Source organism: Mesorhizobium sp. BR1-1-2 (assembly GCF_020165435.1).
Lineage (GTDB): Bacteria > Pseudomonadota > Alphaproteobacteria > Rhizobiales > Rhizobiaceae > Mesorhizobium.
The window spans coordinates 92,602-112,404 of sequence record NZ_JAIUID010000005.1; the positions used below are offsets into that span (position 1 = coordinate 92,602).

Consider the following 19,803-nt stretch of genomic DNA (forward strand, 5'->3'; position numbering starts at 1 on the left):
GACATGCTGAAGCTCGAACATCAGACCCTGAACGACCGCGCCTATGGCGCGCTCAAGCAGGAGCTGATTTCGGGCGGCTTCAGTCCGGGCCAGACATTGGTGATCCGCAAGCTTGCCGAGACGTTCGGCATTTCGACGACGCCGATCCGCGAGGCGCTGCAACGGCTCGTCGCCGAGCGGCTTCTGGAGTTGCAGAACAACCGCTCGATCATCGTGCCCTTGCTGTCTGCGCCCGCCTTCGAGGAACTGACGCGCATCCGCGTCGCGGTGGAGGGACTGGCGGGCGAGATGGCCGCCTCGCACATCACCGAAGACGGGCTGGTCGACATACAGGCCACGCTGGCGGGCATGCAGCGCGCGATCGAGGCGGGCGACGCCGGGGCCTATCTCACGCTCAACGAGGCCTTCCACTTCGCCATCTACCGGCATGCCGGCGCGCCGATCCTGCTTAACATGATCCGTGACCTCTGGGGACGGGTCGGGCCCTATCTCAAGCTCCTGATGCAGGCCGAGCGCTATATACCCCAGTCGAACGAGGCGCATCGCGAGATCGTCGCCGCGTTGGCGCAGCGCAATGGCGCCGGCGTCAGGGCCTTCATAGAACAGGACATCGCCACGGCGGCAGCGGTGCTGGCAGGGAATCTTCGTGCGGCCGAATGACGACGCGATCCCGTCGCGGCCCGGCGATCGGCCTATCCGGTCTTGTCCAGCCGGTCGCGAAGCATGCTCCACGGCAGCAGCGCGTTCGGCGCAAAGCGCAGCAGGCTGTGGAACGGCATCGGCGACGGCGGCGCAAAGGGCAGCGGCAGATCGCGGGCGTCGGTTCCTCCAGCCCAATCCGCAAGCACCTTGCCCATGGCCGTGGTCATGGCGATCCCGCGACCGTTGCAGGCGCGACCGGCGATCAGCCCCGGTCCGAGATCGATGAGGTGGGGCAGGAAATCGGGTTCGACCGCTGCCATCCCCGACCAGCCATAAGCGAGTGGCGGCAGGTCCGGGAGCTCGAGATGCCGGGCCAGCCGCCGCCGGATCGTCTGCGGCAGGCGTCGGTCGGCACCGAGGCCGAAGACATGCATGCCGCCGCTGATCAGCCTGTTCTCGGCATCGAAGCGGTAGGTGAAGAGATTGCGTCTCGTGTCGCCGACGCCTTGCCCGCCGGGCAACAGGCGGCTGCGCACCTCGCGCGGCAGCGGCGCCGTCGCGATCTGGAAGATCTTCAGCGGGAAATAACTTTTCCGAAGCCCCGGATTGAGCTGTCCGCCATAGGCATTGGTGGCGATCAGCACCTTTCCGGTGCGCACCGAACCCATTTGCGTCTTCAGCGACCAGCCGTCCGCGATGGGGTCGATCGCGGCGACGCGCGTGTGCTCGAACAGGCGCGCGCCGGCTTTTTCCGCCACCTCGGCCAGGCCGCGCGCATAGGCGACCGGATTGAGCACGCCGCCGGAGCGGTCCATCCAGCCGCCGGCATAGCCGCGCGCGCCGGTCAGCGCCTCGACTTCTTGGCGGTCCAAGACGACGGCCGGCCGGCCGCGCTGCGCCCATTGCCCTGCGCGTGATTTGACCTTCTCGAGCGCGGCGGGGGAATGCGCGGGCTGGATCCATCCGCTCTGCACCGCGTCGCACTCGATGCCGTGCCGCCTGATCAGGCCGAAGACCAGATCGGCGCTGCCGGCGGCGAAATCGATCAGCCTCTCGCCGCGCGCGGGTCCGAGATGGGCTTTTATCGCATTCGGATCCATTTTGGCGAAGTTGGGCACGACGAAGCCGGCGTTCCTGCCGGTAGCGCCCCAGGCGATGGTTTCGGCCTCGAGAACGGCGACCGAAAGACCTCTGGCCGCCGCATGCAAGGCCGTCGAAAGGGCAGTGAAGCCGCCGCCGACGATGGCAAGGTCGACGTCAATCTCGCCTTCCAGCGCCGGGCGGAGGCGGGTCTCACGGCTGACCGCATGCCACAGCGAAAGCGCTTCCTGCCGGCCCATTGCGGTCACGACCCGCTCTCGCGGGCGGCAACCTTCGCCCGCTTGCCGAGCCGTGCCCGGCGCGGCCGTTCCCCGAACAGGCCGTTGGGGCGGACAAGGAGGATGATGCACAGCATGACGCCGATTGCGACGATCTGCAGGGATGCGGCGCGCGCCTGTTGCTCCGGCGGGAACAGCGCACTGGTCAGCGTGCCCGATCCGGCCCAGATCCCCCAGACCAAGATGCTGCCGATGACGGCGCCGGGATTGCTGCCCGAGCCGCCGACGATGAGCATCACCCAGACCTGGAACGTCAGGATCGGCAGGTAATTGTCCGGCGCGATGAAGCCGGTGAAATGCGCCTGCAAGGCGCCCGCAAGCGCCATGATGGTGCCGCCGACGGCGAAGGCCTGGACACGGTAGAAGCGCGCGCTCTTGCCGAGAGAGATCGCCGCCCGCTCGTCCTCCCGAAGCGCCTTCAGCACCCGGCCCCACGGGCTGCGAGACAGGTGCTCCAGCGCCAGATAGGCGACCAGCGTGACTGCTGAGACGACGGCAAGGTTCGACAGGTTGAACAGCAGCGGCGTCTCGGCGAGGCTGCCGAAAGGGCGCGGGATGAAACCAATGCCGAACGGACCGCCGGTTAGTCTCTGAGCATTGAGCGCGACCAGTTGCACGACGACGGCGACGCCGAAGGTGGTGATGGCCAGATAGTCGGATCTGAGCCGCAGCGTGGCGATGCCCGTCAGTGCCGCGGCGATGCCGCCGACGACCATGGCGCCGAGCCAGCCGGCCAGGATCGGCAGGCCGAAGCCGCCGAGACGCGCGGCATCGTCCGGCGTCGTCAGCAGCGCCGAGGTGTAGGCGCCGATGGCGACGAAGCCGGCGAGCCCGACATTGAAGAGCCCGGTCAGCCCCCATTGCAGATTGAGCCCCAGCGTGACCAGCGAGAAGATCAGCGCCGTGGTCAGGAAGAATGCGCCGTAGCCGATGAGGTCGATCATCTTTCCCGAACTCCGAAAAGGCCGATCGGCCGCACGAACAGCACCGCCATCAAGATGATGAAGGAGACGGCGGCGCGCCATTCGGCGCCGATCAACTGCACGGCGCCCGCTTCAGCAAGCCCGATGATCAGCCCGCCGAGCACGGCGCCGGGGATGCTGCCGATGCCGCCGAGAATGGCCGCGGCGAACATCGGCAGCAGCATGTCGAAACCCATGAAGGGGCGGATCTGCACCAGGATGCCGATCATCACGCCGGCGACGCAGGCAAGCGCTGCGCCGATGATCCAGGTGACACGCACCACCTTGGCGACGTCGATGCCGACGATGCGGGCAAGTGCCGCATTCTGGCTCAGGGCCTGCATGGAACGGCCGGTCTGGGTGCGCGTCATCAACAGATGCACACCCAGCACCAGAACCGCCGTCAGCAGCAAAAGCGCGATCTGGTCCGGCGTGATGCGGATGCCGAAGCCGACCGGCATGGCGATCTGGATGGCGCGGCTGAAATAGGTCGGCCGTGAGGTGAAGGTGAACTCGAGCAGGCTGCGCAGCGCCATCGAGGCGCCGAAGCTTGCCATCACCACGATGATGGCCTGGCCCTGAGAGCGCAGCCGCGCGAACAGCACCTTGTCCAGCAGCAGCGCCAGCAGGGCGGTGAATGCCATGCCGACAACCAGCGCGACGATGAGCGGCCAGCCAAAGGAAAACGGGGAGATCGGCGCCACCTTGCCGACCGTCGCGCCGATGGCGCCGACGACGGCCAGCGTCGCATAGGTGCCCCAGGCCATGAAGTCGCCATGGGCGAAGTTCGAAAAGCGCAGGATCGAATAGGTGAGCGTCACGCCGATGGCGCCGAGGCCGATCATCGAGCCCGTCAGCAATCCGTCGACGATGAATTGCAGGTTCATGCCGCACTTCCCTTGCCTGAAGGCGCGGCCTTGCCGGCGCTGTTCGGGCGCTGGCCAAGATAGAGTTCGGCGACCACCGGATCGCTCCACAGTTCAGAGGCAATGCCCTCGTGCCGGTCCTTGCCTTCGACCAGCACATAGGCGCGATCGCCGATGGCGAGCGCCGCCTTGGCGTTCTGTTCGACCAGCAGGATGGTGACGCCTGACTTGCGGATGCCGGCCAGCATCTCGAACACCATCGAGACGAATTTCGGCGACAGGCCGGCCGACGGCTCGTCCAGCACCAGCACCTTGGGATGGACGATCAGCGCCCGCGCCACGGCCAGCATCTGGCGCTGCCCGCCCGACAGATTGCCGGCGGCGATGCGGCGCTGGCGCGCAAGGTCCGGGAAGGTCGCGTACATCTCGTCGATGCGGGCGGGAACCTCGCGGCGCTCGATGATGCCGCAGGCGACCCTGAGATTGTCGTCGACCGACATCAGTGGAAATACGTTCTCCGTCTGTGGCACGAAGGCGAGCCCAAGCCGCACCATGGTGTGGGCCGGTGCGGCGGTGATATTCTTGCCGTCGAGGAGGACCGTACCGCCGGTGACCGGGACGAGACCGGCAATTGCCTTGATCAGGCTCGACTTGCCGGCACCGTTGGGGCCGAGGACAACGACGATTTCACCCTTCCTCACCGTGATCGAGGCGCCGCGCACGATCGGCACGCCGGGTTCGTAACCGGCTTCGAGGTTGCGGACGTCAAGCACGGTCCCGCTCATGCCGTGCCCCCGAGATAAGCCTCGATGACGCGAGGATCGCGCGCCACTTCGTCGGCCGTGCCCTCGCACAGAAGCTCGCCGCCGGCCATCACCAGGACGCGATGGCAGAGCCGCGTCACCATGTCGATGTTGTGCTCGATCAGAAGAAAGGTGATGCCGCTTTTGTTGATGTCACGGATGCGGTCGATGATGACTTCGAGCAGCGTGGCGTTGACTCCGGCCGCGGGCTCGTCGAGCAGGATGATGGCCGGGTCGGCCATCATCACACGGGCAAGTTCGAGCAGTTTGCGCTGGCCGCCGGAAAGCACCCGCGCCGGCTCGTGCGCCAGCCGGGTGAGCGACACCAGTTCAAGCAGTTCGGCGGCCTTCTCGGCGGCTGCCCTCTCTTCGGCGGCGACCCGCCACGGAATCAGGAAATTGGCGAGCAGCCGCTCTCCGGCCTGACCTTGCGCGGCGAGCATGACGTTTTCGATCAGCGTGAGATTGGGCAAGGGCCGCGGAATTTGGAAGGTGCGCCCGAGACCCCGGCCAATGCGCAGATGCGCTGCTTCGCCGGAGACGAGCGCCCCGTTGAGACGGATCTCGCCGCTTGTCGGCAGGATGCTGCCGGCAAGCAGGTCGAACATCGTCGTCTTGCCGGCGCCGTTGGGGCCGATCAGGCCGAGGATCTCGCCCGGGCGGACCTCGAACGAGACGTTGTTGACGGCGACGAGGCCGCCGAAACGCCGCACGACGTTCTTCGCTGCCAGAACCGGCGCCTGGGTCTCCGTCCCATGCCGTTTCGCCGTGTCGTTCATCAAGCCCTCTGGCCGAAGCGATCTTTGCCGCTTTCTGATTTTTTGATTTGTGATCACACTTGCTTTGATCACGCTAATCAGCTTTAATTTTCTCCGCAAGCCGAAAACAGGCCAGGCCGACGAAAAGGCCGAGATCGGGAACGCCATGCAAAGGGCTGCTGTCGAGCGCAACAACGAGGTCATCGCCGCGCAACTCGCGCCGGTCGGCCGCGAGACGGTGCAGGACCGCGTCTATTCCGAATTGCGCCGGGCGCTCATCGGCGGTCTGTTCGAACCGAGCCAGGTTCTGACCATACGCGGCCTTGCCGATGCGCTGGTCACGTCCACCATGCCGGTGCGCGAGGCGCTCGGGCGGCTAATCACGGAAAAGGCGCTGGAAGCGCTTCCCAACCGGTCGGTGCGGGTGCCGCCGATCACGCTGGAACGCATCGACGACCTCCTGCGCGCCCGTGCCCTGATCGAAGGCGAGGCGATCGCGCTTGCCGCCACGCGTATGGATCCGCGCCAGATCGCCACCATCGAAACCATTCTCGGTGAATGGGATGAGATGCGGGCGCTGAAGCACAAGAAGGATGTCGATCGCGAGGTGACGCTCAACCAGAGTTTTCATTTCGAGATCTATCGCGCCTGCGGTTCCGCCGTCCTGATCCCGATGATCGAGAGCCTCTGGCTGCAGTCGGGGCCATGCATCCGCGTTGCGATCTATGCCTTTTCCGAGGCCGGCGAGGTCGACACCGCTCACTATCATCGCAGCATCGTCGCCGCGCTTGCCGCGCAGGACGCCCAGGCCGCGCGCGAGGCGCTGGTGGCCGACATCAGCCGTCCCTTCGCTTTCCTGCGCGACAAGCTGAAGTTGACGGCGAAGGCGGAGTGAATGACCGATATGACCAGACGCGCCATCAGGATCACCGAGCCGCGTTCCGAGCTGTCGGTGACGGCGCAGTTGCTGCCGGAAAAAGCACCCGAGAACGCCGCGTTCCTGTGGTCTTACCTGGCCGAGCCGCGCGTCGTCGCGGGCATTCATGCCATGTGGACCGGCCCGGAAATCTCCTGTCCGATCCCCACGACACATCTGAAGGGCGAGGCCTTTGCCCAAGCCTTGCCGGCGGAGAACGCGACGCTGACGCCGCAGCCCGGTGATATCGTGCTTTCCTACGTGCCGCCGCGCATGTGGGGCGGCAACCCGCATGCGATCTTCGACATCGGCCTGTTCTACGGGCAAGGCGCGCGCCTGTTGTTTCCGATCGGCTGGCTGGCGGGAAGCGTCGTTGCGCAGGTACTGCCCGAAGAACGCGATCAGTTCGCTTCTGCCTGCGGCATCATTCGCCGCAATGGCGCCTGCGATGTCACCTTCACGCGGCTGGAGAGCTGAAATGGCTGAACGCGACGACAGCTTCGAACTTTTCGACCTCCGCGTCGAGGCCGTCATCCCCGAAGGAAAGCCGGTTTATTGCGGCGCCAGGCCCGGCGACTATTTCGAGCTGAAGGGCGAGATGCTGTCGATGCCGGCGGGCCAGGGATTCTCGATCTATTCCATAGCGGCCGTGCTGCCGCTGCTGGCGGCGAAGCAACGCCCCACCCATGCCAATGACTGGATGACCTCGGATGCCGAGATCGCCTGTCCCGATCCCAATTGCGCCAGCAGGCTCAGGATCGTCAGGACCGGCAAACGGCGGTTCAGCCACGCCGAGACCACGGCGGTGCCGCTGCCGAAGGAGAGTGGAGAGAGATGACCGCCAAGACTTTCGAACTCAGCCCCGGCTATACCATCTCGCGCGTCATTCGCGGTGGCTGGCAATTGGCTGGCGGCCACGGCGCGGTCGACCGTCAGCAGGCAGTGGCCGATCTGGTCGCCACTTTCGACGCCGGCATCTGGACCTATGACTGCGCCGATATCTACACCGGCGTTGAGGAGCTTATCGGAGCGGCGCGGCTGCGTCTGGCCAACGAACGTGGCCTCGATGCCGCCGCCAGGATGAGAGTCCACACCAAGCTGGTGCCGGACCTCGAGCGGCTCGCCGGCATCAGTCGCGATTACATCAGAGGCATCGTCGACCAGTCTCTGCGGCGGCTGAAGACCGAGCGGCTCGACCTCGTGCAGTTCCACTGGTGGGACTATTCAGTGCCTCGCTATGTCGACGCGATGGGCTGGCTCGACGAGCTCCGGCTCGAAGGCAAGGTGCGCAATGTCGGCACCACCAATTTCGATACGCAGCGTCTCGGCGAGATCCTGTCGGCGGGCGTGCCAATCGTCAGCCAGCAACTGCAATACTCCGTCCTCGACCAGCGCCCGGCGGCGAGCCTCGCCACGCTCGCCGCACGCAACGGCGTCAGCTTTCTCTGCTACGGTTCGGTGGCCGGCGGCTTTCTCGGCGAGAAATGGCTCGGTGCTGCCGAGCCGGACATGCCGCTCGAAAACCGCTCGCTGGTCAAATATAAGCTGATCATCGACGACTTCGGCGGCTGGGAGCTCTTCCAATCCCTGCTCAATGTGCTGAAGCGGATCGGCGATTGCCACGGCGTCGACATCGCCACCGTCGCCAGCGCCTGGGTGCTCGAGCAGCCGCAGGTGGCGGCCGTCATCGTCGGCGCCCGCAACCAGGCGCATGCGCTGGCCAATGCGAAAATCATGGATGTGGCGCTCGGGACCGAGGACCGGGCAGAGATCGGCGCCGTGATCGCCCAGAGCCGCGGTCCCCTCGGCGACGTCTACACGCTGGAACGCGACCGTCACGGCCGCCACGGCTCGATCATGCACTACAATCTCAACGCGGCCCGGCCATGAGCACCGCCATCGAAAGCCTGTTTTCGCGGGCCAGCACCGAGATCGTCGAATTGCATCGCTTCTTCGTCGACTGGTTCGTCGCATCGCGCGCCGGCAAGGCCGATTTCAGCCGCTTCGAACGCGTCATGGGCGAAGGCTTGGCCATGGTCACGCCGGACGGCAAGGTCCTCGATCGCGATGCGGTCGTCGACCACGTCCGCACGAGCCGCGCTTCCTGCGACGAAGGCTTCGCCATCTCGATCGAGGACATCCGGCCGGGCTGGCAAACCGGCGACGCGATCGTCGTACTCTATGTCGAGGCGCAGTTGCGGGGCGGCAAGCACAGCCGCCGTCAGTCGAGTGCGCTCTTCACCACCAATCCATCGGCGCCCAACGGCCTCGAATGGCGACATCTGCATGAAACCTGGCTGCAGGTGCCGGAAAGCTGAACAGGCTCCAGACGTGAAATTTGGTTCGTGTAACTTAATTCGTGTAGCTCAAGGGGAACAACAATGAGAAAGACGATACTCCAACTCACCACCGCGCTCGCTCTCGTGACGCTCGCCGGCGCGGCCCATGCCGCCGACTGCAAGATCACGGTCGGCCTCGTCATGGAATTGACCGGACCGGCCGGTGAATACGGCCAGGCCGGCGCAAAATCGGTCGAGATGGCCTTCCGCGACATCAACGACGCCGGCGGCGTTCGCGGCTGCGATCTGGTGACCGACACGCGCGACAGCCAGAGCCAGGGCAATATCGCCGTCGATGCGGCGACCCAGCTGGTTCAGGTCAAGAAAGTGCCGGTGATCATTGGCGGCATTATCTCCTCGGTGTCGATCCCGATCCTGACCTCGGTCACCGCACCGGCCAAGATCGTCCAGGTCTCGCCGGCGTCCTCCTCGCCGACGCTGACCGCGCTCGGGCGCGATGGCAAGACCAACGGCATCTTCTTCCGCACCATCACCTCCGATGCGCTGCAAGGCGTGGCCGCTGCCAAATACGCCATCGACAAGGGCTTCAAGAAGCTGTCGATCATCCATGTCAACAATGATTTCGGCGTCAACATGGTGGCCGAATTCTCGCGCGCCTACAAAGCGCTCGGCGGCACCGTCGTCTCCGACACGCCCTACAACGAGAAGCAGTCGAGCTATGCCTCGGAAGTCACGGCGGCTATGGCCGGCGAGCCTGACGGGCTTTACCTCGTCAGCACGCCGGTTGACGGCGCCACCGTCGCCCGTACCTGGATTTCGCAGGGCGGCGTCCAGAAATTTCTGCTCAACGACGGCATGAACAGCCCTGATTTCATCGAGTCCGTCGGCGCCGACTATCTCAAGGAGGCCTATGGCACCTCCTCCGGCACCAGCCCGACCGCCTCCACCGATTATTTCACCAAGAACTACAAGGCGTTCTCGGGCATCGAGCCTTCGAATCCCGCGGCCGACCGTTCCTATGATGCCGGCGCCATTGTCGGCCTGGCAATCGCCATCGCCGGCTCAGAGGATCCGGCCAAGATCAAGGACGCCATGTACAAGGCGGTCGATCCGGCGGGCACGCCGATCTTTGCCGGCAAGGAAGAGTTCGCCAAGGCGCTCGGATTGATCAAGGACGGCAAGCCGATCCGCTACGAAGGTGTCATCGGACCGGTCGCCTTTGACAAATATGGCGACATCACCGGTCCGTTCCGCTTGTGGAAAATCGTCGACGGCAAGGTGACGACCGACGGTGAAATGACCACCGACGACGTCAATGCCCTGCAGGCGAAGCTCCAGTAGGCCGTCGCTTCTCTCCAGTCCGGCATCGATCGCTCGATGCCGGATTGCTCGCAATGCCGCTCCTGCGGTCTAAAGCGCGTCGCGTTGAAACGGATTCATGCGACGCGCTTTAGGTCTTTGTTTTTATGCATGTTGTTTTCCCAAAACCGAGGTCACGGCGACATGCATAAACTCCATGCCGCCACGGCAACGGCATCCAGGCTCATTCTCCCGATTTGCGTGACAACCAGCGCCTGCGTCTTTCGCGCTGTTCGGCGAGTTCCGCCTCGTCCCAGTAGCCGATCAGCACGCCGGGCTCGATCAAGGGATCGAAGTGCCGCATCTTGTCGTCGTTTCCCGTCAGCCATTCGTCGGCGGCGGTGATGCGGTTGTTGGGCAGGGCCAGCCAGCGGAACAGCGCCTGCCGCAAACGTTCGATGTCGGCCGCCGCCGATGCTTCGGTGCCGAGATCGTTGAGTTCGTGCGGATCGCTGTGCAGGTCGAAGAACATCGGCGCCAGGCCCTCGCCATGGACCAGTTTGAAGCGGCTGTCGGTGATCATGTAGAGCTTGCAGCCGGCGACTGGCATGGCGAGCTTCAGCCGCGCGGCATCGCCGCCATAGTCGTACTCGCTCACCGCGTGGCGCCGCCAGTTCACGTCCCGGCCGGCCAGCAGCGGCAGCAGCGATCGGCCTTCGAGAATGTGCGGCTTCGCCTTGCCGCCGAAGAAGTCGAGGAAGGTAGGCACGAGGTCGATCATCTCCACCAGCGCCTCCGACGTCGTGCCGCGCGTCGCGTCGGCCTGCCGACGCGGATCGTAGACGATCATCGGTACCTTGGCCGCGACGTCGTGGAACAGGTATTTTTCGCCCAGCCAATGGTCGCCGAGATAGTCGCCGTGGTCGGAGGTGAACACGATCAACGTGTTGTCGAACAGGCCGCGCTCCTCCATGAACTCGAACAATCCGCCCAACTGATCGTCGATCTGCCTGATCAAGCCCATATAGCAGGGAACGACCCTTTCGCGGACCTCGTCGCGGGAGAAATTCCTGGAATAGCGTTCCTGCTGGAAGGCTTCGAAGATCGGGTGAGGCGAGACGCGTTCTGCTTCGCTGCGCACGACAGGCTTTATGTCGGCCTTGCCGTACATGTCGTGATAGGGCGCCGGCACGATGTAGGGCCAGTGCGGCTTGATATAGGAGAGATGCGCGCACCAGGCCTCGCCCTTTGCCTCGGCCTCCTCGATGAAGCGCATGGCGCGGCGCGTCATGTAGGGTGTTTCCGAATGCTCCTCGGGGATGCGCGCCGGCTTGTCGGCATGGAGGAGCAGCCAGCCGTTGAAATTCTCGCCATTCTCACCTTCACCGGAATTGGCCCAGTGTTCCCACGGATTGGCGGCGTCGAAGCCGTGCTCGCGCAGATAGGCGTCGTAGGCCGGATCAGGATCATAGGCGGATGACGGATGCAGCCCGTCATCGCGCTCGAACGGTTCGAAGCCGCATTCGGCGACGCGCACGCCGATGATGGACGTCTTGTCGATGCCGAGGCGCTCCATGCCTTCCTCGTCGGCCCTCATATGCGTCTTGCCGATCAGCGCGCAGCGCACGCCGATCTCGCGCAGATGCTCGCCGAGCGTAGGCTCGCCGACCCTGAGCGGCACGCCGTTATGCGTCGATCCATGCGAGCGGACATAGCGGCCTGTATAGGCGCTCATGCGCGAGGGCCCGCACACGGTCGATTGCACATAGGCGTTGGTGAAGCGCACCCCCCGGCTGGCCAGCCGGTCGATGTTCGGCGTGTGCAGGGTCTTGTGTCCGGCGCAGCTCAGATAGTCGAAGCGCAACTGGTCGCACATGATGAAAAGGACGTTGCGGCGGTCTGTCATTGGTTGTCCGTCATTGTGGTCTCGCAAGACCGGTGTGCCAGAACAGCCGATGTCCTTCAACGATGCCTCAAAATATCATTTTACCGAACCAAATGCCTCATGCACTGTGGGAGCCGGAGGGTCGAAATCGTGCCATTCGTCACCATTGGCGGCCTTGCGCTGCACCATCGTTACATCGAGGCGACCGGCACCGCGCGGCCGGTGGTGTTCATCAATTCCCTGGGTACCGACTTGCGCATCTGGGACGATGTCATCTCGCAATTAAGCGGTGACAGGCCTCTGCTGGTCTACGACAAGCGCGGCCACGGACTGTCCGACATCGGCGGCGGCATCCGGTCGATCGATGATCATGTCGACGACCTCCTGGGCCTCATCGATCATTTCGATCTCGGCAGGGTCGTGCTGTTCGGCCTGTCGGTCGGCGGCTTGATCGCACAGCGGCTCTATACCCGTCATCCCAGCTGCGTGGAGGCTCTGATCCTGTCCGACACGGCGCACAAGATCGGCACGGACGAGAGCTGGAACACGCGCATCGCCACCGTCGAGCGCGATGGGATCGAGGCGATAGCCGACGGCGTGATGAAAGCATGGTTCACGCCGGATTTCCATGCCGCGCGCGCTGCCGACCTTGCCGGTTGCCGCAACATGCTGACCAGGCAAGCGCTGCCGGGTTATATCGGGACATGCAAGGCGGTCCGCGACGCCGACCTCACTGAGGCCGCGCGGCGCATCGCGGTGCCCACGCTCTGTATCGTCGGCGACCAGGACGGCTCGACACCGCCCGATCTCGTCCGCTCGCTGACAGCGCTGATCCCCGGCGCCCGCTTCGAGATCATCCCTAACGCCGGCCATATTCCCTGCATCGAACAGCCGGAGGCGCTGGTCGCATTGATCCGCGATTTTGTCGCGTCGCTTCCTCCGGGGCAGAAACCTTTGAGCGCGGCTACCCCTTGATCGCCGAGCCGACGATGGAATCGACGAAGAAGCGCTGCAGCAGGACGGCGCCACGCTGGGCGCAACGAGCTTGAACAGGATCAGCAATTGGGATGCGCCGTCCATGCGTGCGTCGTCGATCAGATCGTCGGGCACGCCCGCAATGAACTGGCGCATCAGGAAGATGCCGAAGCCATTGGCGAGGTTGGGCACGACGATGCCGGCGAGGCTGGCATTGAGGCCGATCGAGCCGACGAGGAATGGCGCTGCGAGTTCCATCCCCCGGCGCATCTCCTGCAGCCGCCCGACGTGCCGGGTATGGAGGCTGCCGGCATCATCGAAGCCGTCGCACGACGGGGGCGCTGGTTCTGGCGCCGGTGTAGCGTCTCCCGACTCGGGGCCATCTCCCTCGGGTTGCTTCGAAGCTCCGGTATTTTTAAGCGTAAAAAATAATTTGACGCGCGTAATAACTGTGCGTTGTATGAGAACCGTCAAAACTTGACTGGACAAGTTCGGTCGAGCATTGCTGCTTCCAGGCAAGGGCCGCATGACTGGTGTCGGCTGGAGCGATGGACCGACGGGCGAGGGCAAGGGACCCTGAATATCGATGGCGGAAAAGACGCACCGCACGATGGATGACTTCGCCCGGGCGTGCGGCGTGTCACGGCCGACCCTGTCCAAATATTTCGATGATCCGGCGAGCGTCAAGCCGGCGACGCGGGCCCGCATCGAGGCTGCACTTCGCTCCTCAGATTATCAGCCGAACCTTTTCGCCCGCAATCTCAACCGCAAGCGCACCCGCAATGTCGGCATCGTCGTGCCGGCGATTACCGATCCGTTCTATGCCGAGATGGTCAGCCGCATCGAACTGCGCTGCCGCGACGAGGGTTTTTGGCCGATCGTCATCTCCTCGCACGGTTCGCCCAGGCTTGAGTCGGAATCGGTCAAGACGCTCACCTCGCTGAAGGTGGCCGGCGCCATCGTGGCCCCGCTGGGATCGGTCTCCGAGCCGGGCGTGTTCGAACGGATGGGCGAGGACATCCCGATCGTCTATTTCGACACCTATATCGAGGGCGACACGCCCTTCGTCGGCAACGACAACCACCAGAGCACGTCGATCATGGTCGATTATCTCTGCCGGTCCGGCGAGCCGCCGGTGTATGTCGACATCCCGCACGTCAACCACAATTCGGGCGAGCGGCTGCAAAGCTACATCGAGACGATGCGGGCCGCCGGCCTTGAGCCTGTCGTCATCGACGCGGCGCGTGATTACACCTGGGACTTCGAGCGGATCGGCCATGAATGGATGGAAAGGACGCTCGACAAGGGAGGCCTGCCTGGCCGCACGATCCTGTGCGCCAATGACCGTCTCGCTTTCGGTATCATGTCGGCTGCGTTCACGCGCGGGCTGAAGATCGGCCGCAAGCCCGATTGCGACTTCCGTGTCGCCGCCCATGACGACCACCCGTTGAGCCGCTACACTTGCCCGCCGCTCACCACCATGGCGCAGGACTTCGCCGCAATGGCCGGCCGCAGCGTAGAGATCTTGCTGGCCTTGCTGGACGAGGCCGGCCCGCCCGCGCATGACATCGTGCGAAACGTCAAGCTCGGCGCGACCCTGGTGATGCGTCAGTCGGCCTGAGCGCGCGTCTGCAATTCGAACCAGGCCGCGGCCTCGCTCATCGCTTGCCGCGCGGCGAGAATATAGCGGCCCATCGACACGAAGCCGTGGATCTGGCCCGGCCAGTGCCGCAGGACCAGCGGCACCCCTTCAGTGAGCAGGCGTTCGCCATAGGCGGTCCCTTCATCGGCCAGGATATCGTGACCGGCGGTCACGACAAACGCCGGCGCCGCGCCTGCAAGGCTCGGTGCCAGCAGCGGCGAAACGCGCCAGTCCTTGATGTCGTCCGGGGTGCGCACATAGTGGTCGCGGAACCAGGCCATGGTGGCGGCGGTCAGTCCAAACCCGTTGCCGAAACGGCGGTAGCTGTCCGCCGCCTGGCGGGCATCGGTGTTGGGATAGATCAAGATCTGGGCGGCAAGCGGCGATGCTTGCCCATCGCGGGCGAGCAGTGCCAGCACGGCGGCAAGATTGCCGCCGGCGCTGTCGCCGGCAACGGCGATGCGGGCCGGGTCGATGCCGAGCTCCCCGGCGTCTTGCGCCATGAAGCGAAGCGCTGCCGCACAGTCCTCGAGCCCGGCGGGGAATTTGTGCTCCGGTGCCAGTCGGTAATCGGGGCAGACGACGACGGCATTGGCCAGATTGGCCAGCCAGCGGCAGATCTCGTCATGCGAATCGAGATTGCCGATGACCCAGCCGCCGCCATGCAGATAAAGCACGGCGCGCGCCCCGGTTCGCGGTGCGCCGATGCCGCGATGCACGCGGATCGGAACCGGGCCGTTCGGTCCGTCGATCTGCCGCTGCGAGGTCGCCGCGACCGGCTCATGTTCGCCCTGCTGCGTCGGGAACGAAGCGTTGTAGGCGGCCCGCGCCGCCGCCACGCTGCCGTTCTCGAACGGCTCACCACCGGCCGCGCGGCCGATTTCCAGGGCACGCAGAGCATCAGGATCGAGCGTCATCGCAATCTCCGTCATGATCGCATCTAGGCGAGCAGGCCGCGGGCTTCGTCCTCCGAGAGTAGGGCCGGCTGCACGACATCGCCAGCAATGGCGACGGAGCTTTTCGTTTCGCCCGAGAGCAGGATCGCCTCCATGATCTCCAGCACGTGCAGCGCCAGATTGCCGGACGCGCGGGGCGTGGCACCTGTCGCGAGCGAACGCACGAGGTCGGCGACGCCGAGCATGCGATAGTTGGCGCGGTCGGGCGCGGCATAGGGCCAGTTGCGGGCGCCGTAGAGTTCGCCCTCGCTGGCGAAATCCTTCCAGTCGGCGCCCCGCTCGGACAGCGACACGGTGCCGCCGAACGTGTCGGGGTCGGGCAGGCGCAGCGAGCCCTCCGTGCCATGCAACTCGATCGGATGATTGGAGTGCTTGAACACGTCCCATGAGGCGCCGAAGGTGACTGTCGCTCCTGACCGGAATTCGAGCAGCGACAGCACGTTGGTCGGTGTGCCGACCTTGAAGGTCGTGTTCTTGAACGGTCCCTCGGCCGATATCAGCCGCTCCTGCTGGCCCCGCGTCGCCATCGCCATGACGCGGCTGACCGGGCCGAGCAGATTGACCAGCATGGTCAGATAGTAGGGCCCCATGTCGAACACCGGGCCGCCGCCTGGCTGGTAGTAGAATTGCGGGTTGGGGTGCCAGTGCTCCATGCCGCGCCCCATCATGAAGGCGGTGCCGGTGACCGGCCGGCCAATGGCGCCTTCATCCATCAGGCGCCGCGCCCGCCGCCCGGCGGCGCCGAGGAAGGTGTCGGGGGCCGAGCCGAGCAGCAGCCCCCGCTTGGCCGCCTCCGATACCAGGCGGCGCCCATCGCTGGCCGAGGTCGCCAGCGGCTTTTCGGTAAACACATGCTTGCCCGCCGAGAGCGCCGAAAGCGAAACGTCGAAATGTGCTGCCGGGATGGTCAGATTGAGGACGAGATCGATCTCGGGATCGGCCAGCATGGCGTCGACGCCGAGCGCACGGATGCCATATTCCCTCGCCCGCAGCGCCGCCATGTCGGCCGAGATGTCGGCGCAGGCGCGCAGCTCGATGCCGCCGAAAAGCGCGGCATTGCGCAGATAGGTCATCGAGATGTTGCCGCATCCGACGACGCCGATCCCAAGCTTCGTCCTCGATCTTCCGTGCATTTTCTTGTCGCTCCTCCGATGCATGGCCTGCCCAATCCGTTGCGCCGGCAGCCGATCACGTCTGGCAAACCGCTATACAGCATTTTGAATATTGACGCGCGTAAAATTTTTATAGAACATGCGAAAAAGCTGGCGATATCGGGAGGCTGCCAGCCCTAGGAGGAGAAAATGACAGATATGAAAAAGCGGCCAATCGCCGCATCTGAGCCTGTGGGTCATGTAACGATTGCCGACCGCCGGCAATTTCTTATCGGTTCCGCCGGCCTTCTGGGCGCGGCGGCGTTCGGGGCAGGGACCTCTCTCGGCATTGGGCGTGCCCGCGCCCAGTCGCGCGCCGAAATAAGCTTCGCCAGCGCTGCCTTCTTCGGCAAGGAGACCTTCGGCGACCTGATCAAGGCCTTCAACGAATCGCAGGACCGCGTCCTGGTCAAGAACATCGAACTGCCCCCGCCGAGCTCCTCGACGGAAGTCTACCAGGGGCTGGTGCAACAGCTTGCCCGCCGCAGCGGCACGCCGGACGTTTTCAGCCAGGACGTGATCTGGATCGCCGGCTTCGCTGCCGCCGGCTGGGCGCTGCCGCTCGACGAGTATTTCCCAGCCGACAAGCGCACTGCTTACTTCACCGGAACGCTCAACGCCTGTACCTATGGCGGCAAGCTCACAGCACTGCCGTGGTTCATGGATTCGGGCATGTTCTATTACCGCAAGGACGTGCTGGACAAGCACGGCGGCAAGGTGCCGGACAACTGGGCCGACATGGCGACGCTCGCCGCCGCCGCGCAGAAGGCCGGCGACGTCGATTTCGGCTATCTCTGGCAGGGCAAGCAGGCCGAGGTTCTGGTCTGCGACGCGGTCGAGATCATCACCTCCAACAACGGCGCTATCCTGGCGCCCGACGGCAAGTCGTCGCTGATCAACCAGAAGGGCGCGGTGGAAGCGATCCAGTTCCTGCACGACACCATCGCCACGACCAAGATCAGCCCGCAGGACGTGCTGTCCTGGGATGAGGAGCCGTCGCGCCAGCCCTTCACCTCCGGCAAGGCGATGTTCATGCGCAACTGGTCCTATGTCTATCCTATCGCGCAGGATCCCAAGGCCTCGCAGGTGGTCGACAAGGTCGGCGTCGCGCCGCTGCCCGCCTTCCCCGGCGGCAAGAGCTCGGCCTGCCTCGGCGGCTATCAGCTCGGCGTCAACGCCAACTCGAAGCAGCGCGAGGCCGCGATCGAGCTTTTGACCTGGCTATCGTTAACCGAGACCCAGCACCGCATCGCGCTGAACTTCGGCCTGGCGCCAACACGGCCGGCGCTGTTCCAGGATGAGCAGATCAAGAAGGAACAGCCGTTCATGGCGAGCCTGGAGAAAGTCTTCACGGGCGCCACGGCGCGGCCGATCACGCCTGAATATGCCAAGGTGACGCTGGCGCTGCAGTCCGGCATCTCCAAGGCGCTGGTCTCCGGCAAGGTCCAGGCCGAGATGGACGCGCTCGCCGACCAGATCAACAAGATCGTCGCCTGATCATGACCGCGGCCGCCACCGTTTCGCGCGCCGGCCGGCCGCGGCGGCTTGGCAAGGCGCTTCCCGGCGCCTTCTGGGCCCTCATCCTGCTGACGCCGGCCTTCGTGTCGCTGGCGTCGGTTTCCTTCTACCCGATCGTCAACGGGCTCTATCTCTCGCTGACCAACACCTCGCTGATCACGCAGGATCAGGATTTCACCGGCTTCGCCAATTACGTCCAGCTCTGGGGCGATCCGCAGTTCTGGAATGCCTGGTGGCATACGATGTGGTTCACCGCTGCCTCGACGGTGCTGGAGACGGTGATCGGGCTCTGCATGGCGCTCATCCTGTGCGAGGCCTTCAAAGGGCGTGGGCTCGTCCGCGCGGCCATGCTGGTGCCATGGGCGATGCCCACCGTCGTCACTTCGAAAATGTTCGGCTGGCTGTTCGACGGCCAGAACGGCATCATCAATTACATCCTCCTGCATGCCGGCCTGATCGACCACAACATCAACTGGTACGGTTCCCCCGATACGGCGATGACCACCATCATCATCGCCGATGTCTGGAAGACGACGCCATTCATGGCGCTGCTGCTTTTGACAGGGTTGCAGACCGTGCCCAATTCGCTGATCGAGGCGGCGCGCATGGACGGCGCCAGGGGCTGGACCACCTTCTGGCATATTCGCCTGCCGCTATTGATGCCGACCTTGCTGATTGCCGGCCTGTTCCGGGCGCTCGACGCTTTCCGCGTCTTCGACCTTGTTTACGTGCTGACCGGCGGCGGCCCGGCCGATTCGACCGAAACGCTGTCGACCCTGTCCTACAAGGTGCTGTTCTCGACGCTGCAATTCGGCTACGGCTCGGCCGTGTCGACGGCGATGTTCATCACCGAAGGCATCATTGCGCTGGCCTTCGTCCTCTACCTCGTCAGGCAGATCAGGAGGGCGCAATGAACCGGACGCGCCCGCCGCTGCAAAGCCTCGCCATCTATGCCGGCGCCGTGCTGATCCTGGTCTGGTCGGCCGGACCGTTCATCTGGCAGTTCTCGACCTCGTTCCAGCTCGACAAGATGCTGACCTCGGGCTCGCCGTCGCTGATCCCGCACCCTTTCACGCTGGAGCACTACTACAACGCCTTCGTCGAGAAAGAGCTTCACCGTTATGTCTGGAACTCGCTGGTGGTGTCGCTGGCGACGACATTCCTGTGCCTCTTCGTCGGCTCGCTGGCCGCCTTCGCGCTGTCGCGGCTCAACGTCAAGGGCCGCTTCGGCATCCTGATGGTCATCCTGTCGGTGTCGATGTTCCCGCAGATCGCGCTGGTCGGACCGCTCTATCTGGTGGCTACCAATCTCGGCCTGCTCGACACCTACACGGCTCTGATCATCACCTATCTGGCGCTCGGCCTGCCTTTGGTGACCTGGGTGCTGTTCGGCTATTTCGAGACGCTTCCGCGCGAGATCGACGAGGCGGCGCGCATGGACGGTGTCAGCGTTCCCGGCCTGCTCTGGCGCATCATCCTGCCGATGTCGCTGCCCAGCCTGGTGACGACAGGCCTGCTCGCCTTCATCACCGCGTGGAACGAATTCCTGTTCGCGCTTGCCTTCACCTCCAACATCGACCGGCAGACGATCCCGGTCGGCATCGCCAATTTCACCAACCTCTATTACGTCCCCTGGGGCGACATCGCCGCGGCCTCCGCCGTGGTCACCGTGCCGCTGATCCTTCTGGTGCTGTTCTTCCAGCGCCACATCATCGAAGGGTTGACCCAGGGCGGCGTCAAGGAATGAACGA

Annotated in this window: 21 protein-coding genes; 13 read left to right on the top strand and 8 right to left on the bottom strand. The window is 64.7% G+C overall.

Translation table 11 applies throughout. The annotated features are described in order from the left end of the window. Nucleotides 1-3 precede the first annotated feature (3 nt). On the top strand, nucleotides 4-660 hold the full coding sequence (locus tag LB551_RS13030; RefSeq protein ID WP_224659427.1) for a GntR family transcriptional regulator: 657 nt from the start codon (nucleotides 4-6) through the stop codon (nucleotides 658-660). Nucleotides 661-692: 32 nt separating this feature from the next. On the opposite strand, the gene LB551_RS13035 is transcribed toward LB551_RS13030, so the two are convergent. The 5 genes from LB551_RS13035 to LB551_RS13055 are packed head-to-tail and all read right to left on the bottom strand — an operon-like array spanning nucleotide 693 to nucleotide 5,431. Further along, complete coding sequence (locus LB551_RS13035; RefSeq protein ID WP_318012731.1) at nucleotides 693-1,991, bottom strand: FAD-dependent oxidoreductase; 1,299 nt, start codon at nucleotides 1,989-1,991, stop codon at nucleotides 693-695. Then, nucleotides 1,988-2,965, bottom strand: coding sequence for a branched-chain amino acid ABC transporter permease (locus LB551_RS13040; protein ID WP_224659428.1), 978 nt, complete (start codon nucleotides 2,963-2,965; stop codon nucleotides 1,988-1,990). Before LB551_RS13040 ends, LB551_RS13035 begins: the two co-directional genes overlap by 4 nt. Further along, the gene (locus LB551_RS13045; protein ID WP_224659429.1) at nucleotides 2,962-3,870 is read right to left on the bottom strand and encodes a branched-chain amino acid ABC transporter permease; all 909 of its coding nucleotides are present in this window, start codon (nucleotides 3,868-3,870) and stop codon (nucleotides 2,962-2,964) included. Before LB551_RS13045 ends, LB551_RS13040 begins: the two co-directional genes overlap by 4 nt. Next, nucleotides 3,867-4,634, bottom strand: a complete 768-nt coding sequence (locus LB551_RS13050) for an ABC transporter ATP-binding protein (protein ID WP_224659430.1) — start codon at nucleotides 4,632-4,634, stop codon at nucleotides 3,867-3,869. The genes LB551_RS13045 and LB551_RS13050 overlap by 4 nt, the downstream gene beginning before the upstream one ends. Beyond that, a complete protein-coding gene (locus LB551_RS13055) occupies nucleotides 4,631-5,431 on the bottom strand; it encodes an ABC transporter ATP-binding protein (protein ID WP_224659431.1) in 801 nt (266 codons plus the stop codon). Before LB551_RS13055 ends, LB551_RS13050 begins: the two co-directional genes overlap by 4 nt. Before the next feature lie 145 nt (nucleotides 5,432-5,576). Between LB551_RS13055 and LB551_RS13060 the strand changes: the two genes are divergently transcribed. The 6 genes from LB551_RS13060 to LB551_RS13085 all read left to right on the top strand — a co-directional run bounded on the left by LB551_RS13060 (nucleotide 5,577) and on the right by LB551_RS13085 (nucleotide 9,967). Next, on the top strand, nucleotides 5,577-6,305 hold the full coding sequence (locus LB551_RS13060) for a GntR family transcriptional regulator (protein WP_224659432.1): 729 nt from the start codon (nucleotides 5,577-5,579) through the stop codon (nucleotides 6,303-6,305). Further along, nucleotides 6,306-6,803, top strand: a complete 498-nt coding sequence (locus LB551_RS13065; protein ID WP_224659433.1) for a DUF3830 family protein — start codon at nucleotides 6,306-6,308, stop codon at nucleotides 6,801-6,803. It abuts the gene before it with no gap. Nucleotide 6,804: 1 nt separating this feature from the next. Further along, nucleotides 6,805-7,164 carry a TIGR04076 family protein gene (locus LB551_RS13070; protein ID WP_224659434.1) on the top strand — a complete coding sequence of 120 codons (360 nt, stop codon included), beginning with the start codon at nucleotides 6,805-6,807 and terminating at the stop codon, nucleotides 7,162-7,164. Beyond that, nucleotides 7,161-8,216, top strand: a complete 1,056-nt coding sequence (locus LB551_RS13075; protein WP_224659435.1) for an aldo/keto reductase — start codon at nucleotides 7,161-7,163, stop codon at nucleotides 8,214-8,216. Before LB551_RS13070 ends, LB551_RS13075 begins: the two co-directional genes overlap by 4 nt. After that, the gene (locus LB551_RS13080; protein ID WP_224659436.1) at nucleotides 8,213-8,644 is read left to right on the top strand and encodes a DUF4440 domain-containing protein; all 432 of its coding nucleotides are present in this window, start codon (nucleotides 8,213-8,215) and stop codon (nucleotides 8,642-8,644) included. The genes LB551_RS13075 and LB551_RS13080 overlap by 4 nt, the downstream gene beginning before the upstream one ends. 63 nt (nucleotides 8,645-8,707) lie before the next feature. Next, entirely contained in the window at nucleotides 8,708-9,967 is a 1,260-nt protein-coding gene (locus LB551_RS13085) for an ABC transporter substrate-binding protein (protein ID WP_140551225.1), read from the top strand. Between the two features lie 202 nt (nucleotides 9,968-10,169). On the opposite strand, the gene LB551_RS13090 is transcribed toward LB551_RS13085, so the two are convergent. Then, nucleotides 10,170-11,831 carry an alkaline phosphatase family protein gene (locus tag LB551_RS13090; protein ID WP_224659437.1) on the bottom strand — a complete coding sequence of 554 codons (1,662 nt, stop codon included), beginning with the start codon at nucleotides 11,829-11,831 and terminating at the stop codon, nucleotides 10,170-10,172. Nucleotides 11,832-11,960: 129 nt separating this feature from the next. Here LB551_RS13090 and pcaD point away from each other — a divergent pair, with 129 nt between their 5' ends. The 3 genes from pcaD to LB551_RS13105 all read left to right on the top strand — a co-directional run bounded on the left by pcaD (nucleotide 11,961) and on the right by LB551_RS13105 (nucleotide 14,406). After that, nucleotides 11,961-12,785: a 3-oxoadipate enol-lactonase gene (gene pcaD / locus LB551_RS13095; protein ID WP_224659438.1), complete on the top strand. Its 825-nt coding sequence runs from the start codon at nucleotides 11,961-11,963 to the stop codon at nucleotides 12,783-12,785. Nucleotides 12,786-12,872: 87 nt separating this feature from the next. Continuing rightward, on the top strand, nucleotides 12,873-13,217 hold the full coding sequence (locus LB551_RS13100) for a hypothetical protein (protein ID WP_224659439.1): 345 nt from the start codon (nucleotides 12,873-12,875) through the stop codon (nucleotides 13,215-13,217). 154 nt (nucleotides 13,218-13,371) lie between these two features. Beyond that, complete coding sequence (locus LB551_RS13105) at nucleotides 13,372-14,406, top strand: LacI family DNA-binding transcriptional regulator (protein ID WP_140551222.1); 1,035 nt, start codon at nucleotides 13,372-13,374, stop codon at nucleotides 14,404-14,406. On the opposite strand, the gene LB551_RS13110 is transcribed toward LB551_RS13105, so the two are convergent. Both LB551_RS13110 and LB551_RS13115 read right to left on the bottom strand, forming a co-directional pair. Continuing rightward, nucleotides 14,394-15,359 carry an alpha/beta hydrolase gene (locus tag LB551_RS13110; RefSeq protein WP_411970943.1) on the bottom strand — a complete coding sequence of 322 codons (966 nt, stop codon included), beginning with the start codon at nucleotides 15,357-15,359 and terminating at the stop codon, nucleotides 14,394-14,396. The two genes, LB551_RS13105 and LB551_RS13110, sit on opposite strands and share 13 nt — an antisense overlap. A gap of 8 nt (nucleotides 15,360-15,367) precedes the next feature. Beyond that, nucleotides 15,368-16,516 carry a Gfo/Idh/MocA family protein gene (locus LB551_RS13115; protein ID WP_224659440.1) on the bottom strand — a complete coding sequence of 383 codons (1,149 nt, stop codon included), beginning with the start codon at nucleotides 16,514-16,516 and terminating at the stop codon, nucleotides 15,368-15,370. Nucleotides 16,517-16,684: 168 nt separating this feature from the next. Between LB551_RS13115 and LB551_RS13120 the strand changes: the two genes are divergently transcribed. Genes LB551_RS13120 through LB551_RS13130 form a run of 3 tightly spaced genes read left to right on the top strand, consistent with a single transcriptional unit; the run spans nucleotide 16,685 to nucleotide 19,799 of the window. Next, the gene (locus LB551_RS13120; RefSeq protein WP_224659441.1) at nucleotides 16,685-18,031 is read left to right on the top strand and encodes an ABC transporter substrate-binding protein; all 1,347 of its coding nucleotides are present in this window, start codon (nucleotides 16,685-16,687) and stop codon (nucleotides 18,029-18,031) included. A 2-nt stretch (nucleotides 18,032-18,033) separates the two neighbouring features. After that, complete coding sequence (locus tag LB551_RS13125) at nucleotides 18,034-18,966, top strand: carbohydrate ABC transporter permease (protein ID WP_224659442.1); 933 nt, start codon at nucleotides 18,034-18,036, stop codon at nucleotides 18,964-18,966. Next, nucleotides 18,963-19,799, top strand: coding sequence for a carbohydrate ABC transporter permease (locus LB551_RS13130; protein ID WP_140551217.1), 837 nt, complete (start codon nucleotides 18,963-18,965; stop codon nucleotides 19,797-19,799). The genes LB551_RS13125 and LB551_RS13130 overlap by 4 nt, the downstream gene beginning before the upstream one ends. Nucleotides 19,800-19,803 lie beyond the last annotated feature (4 nt).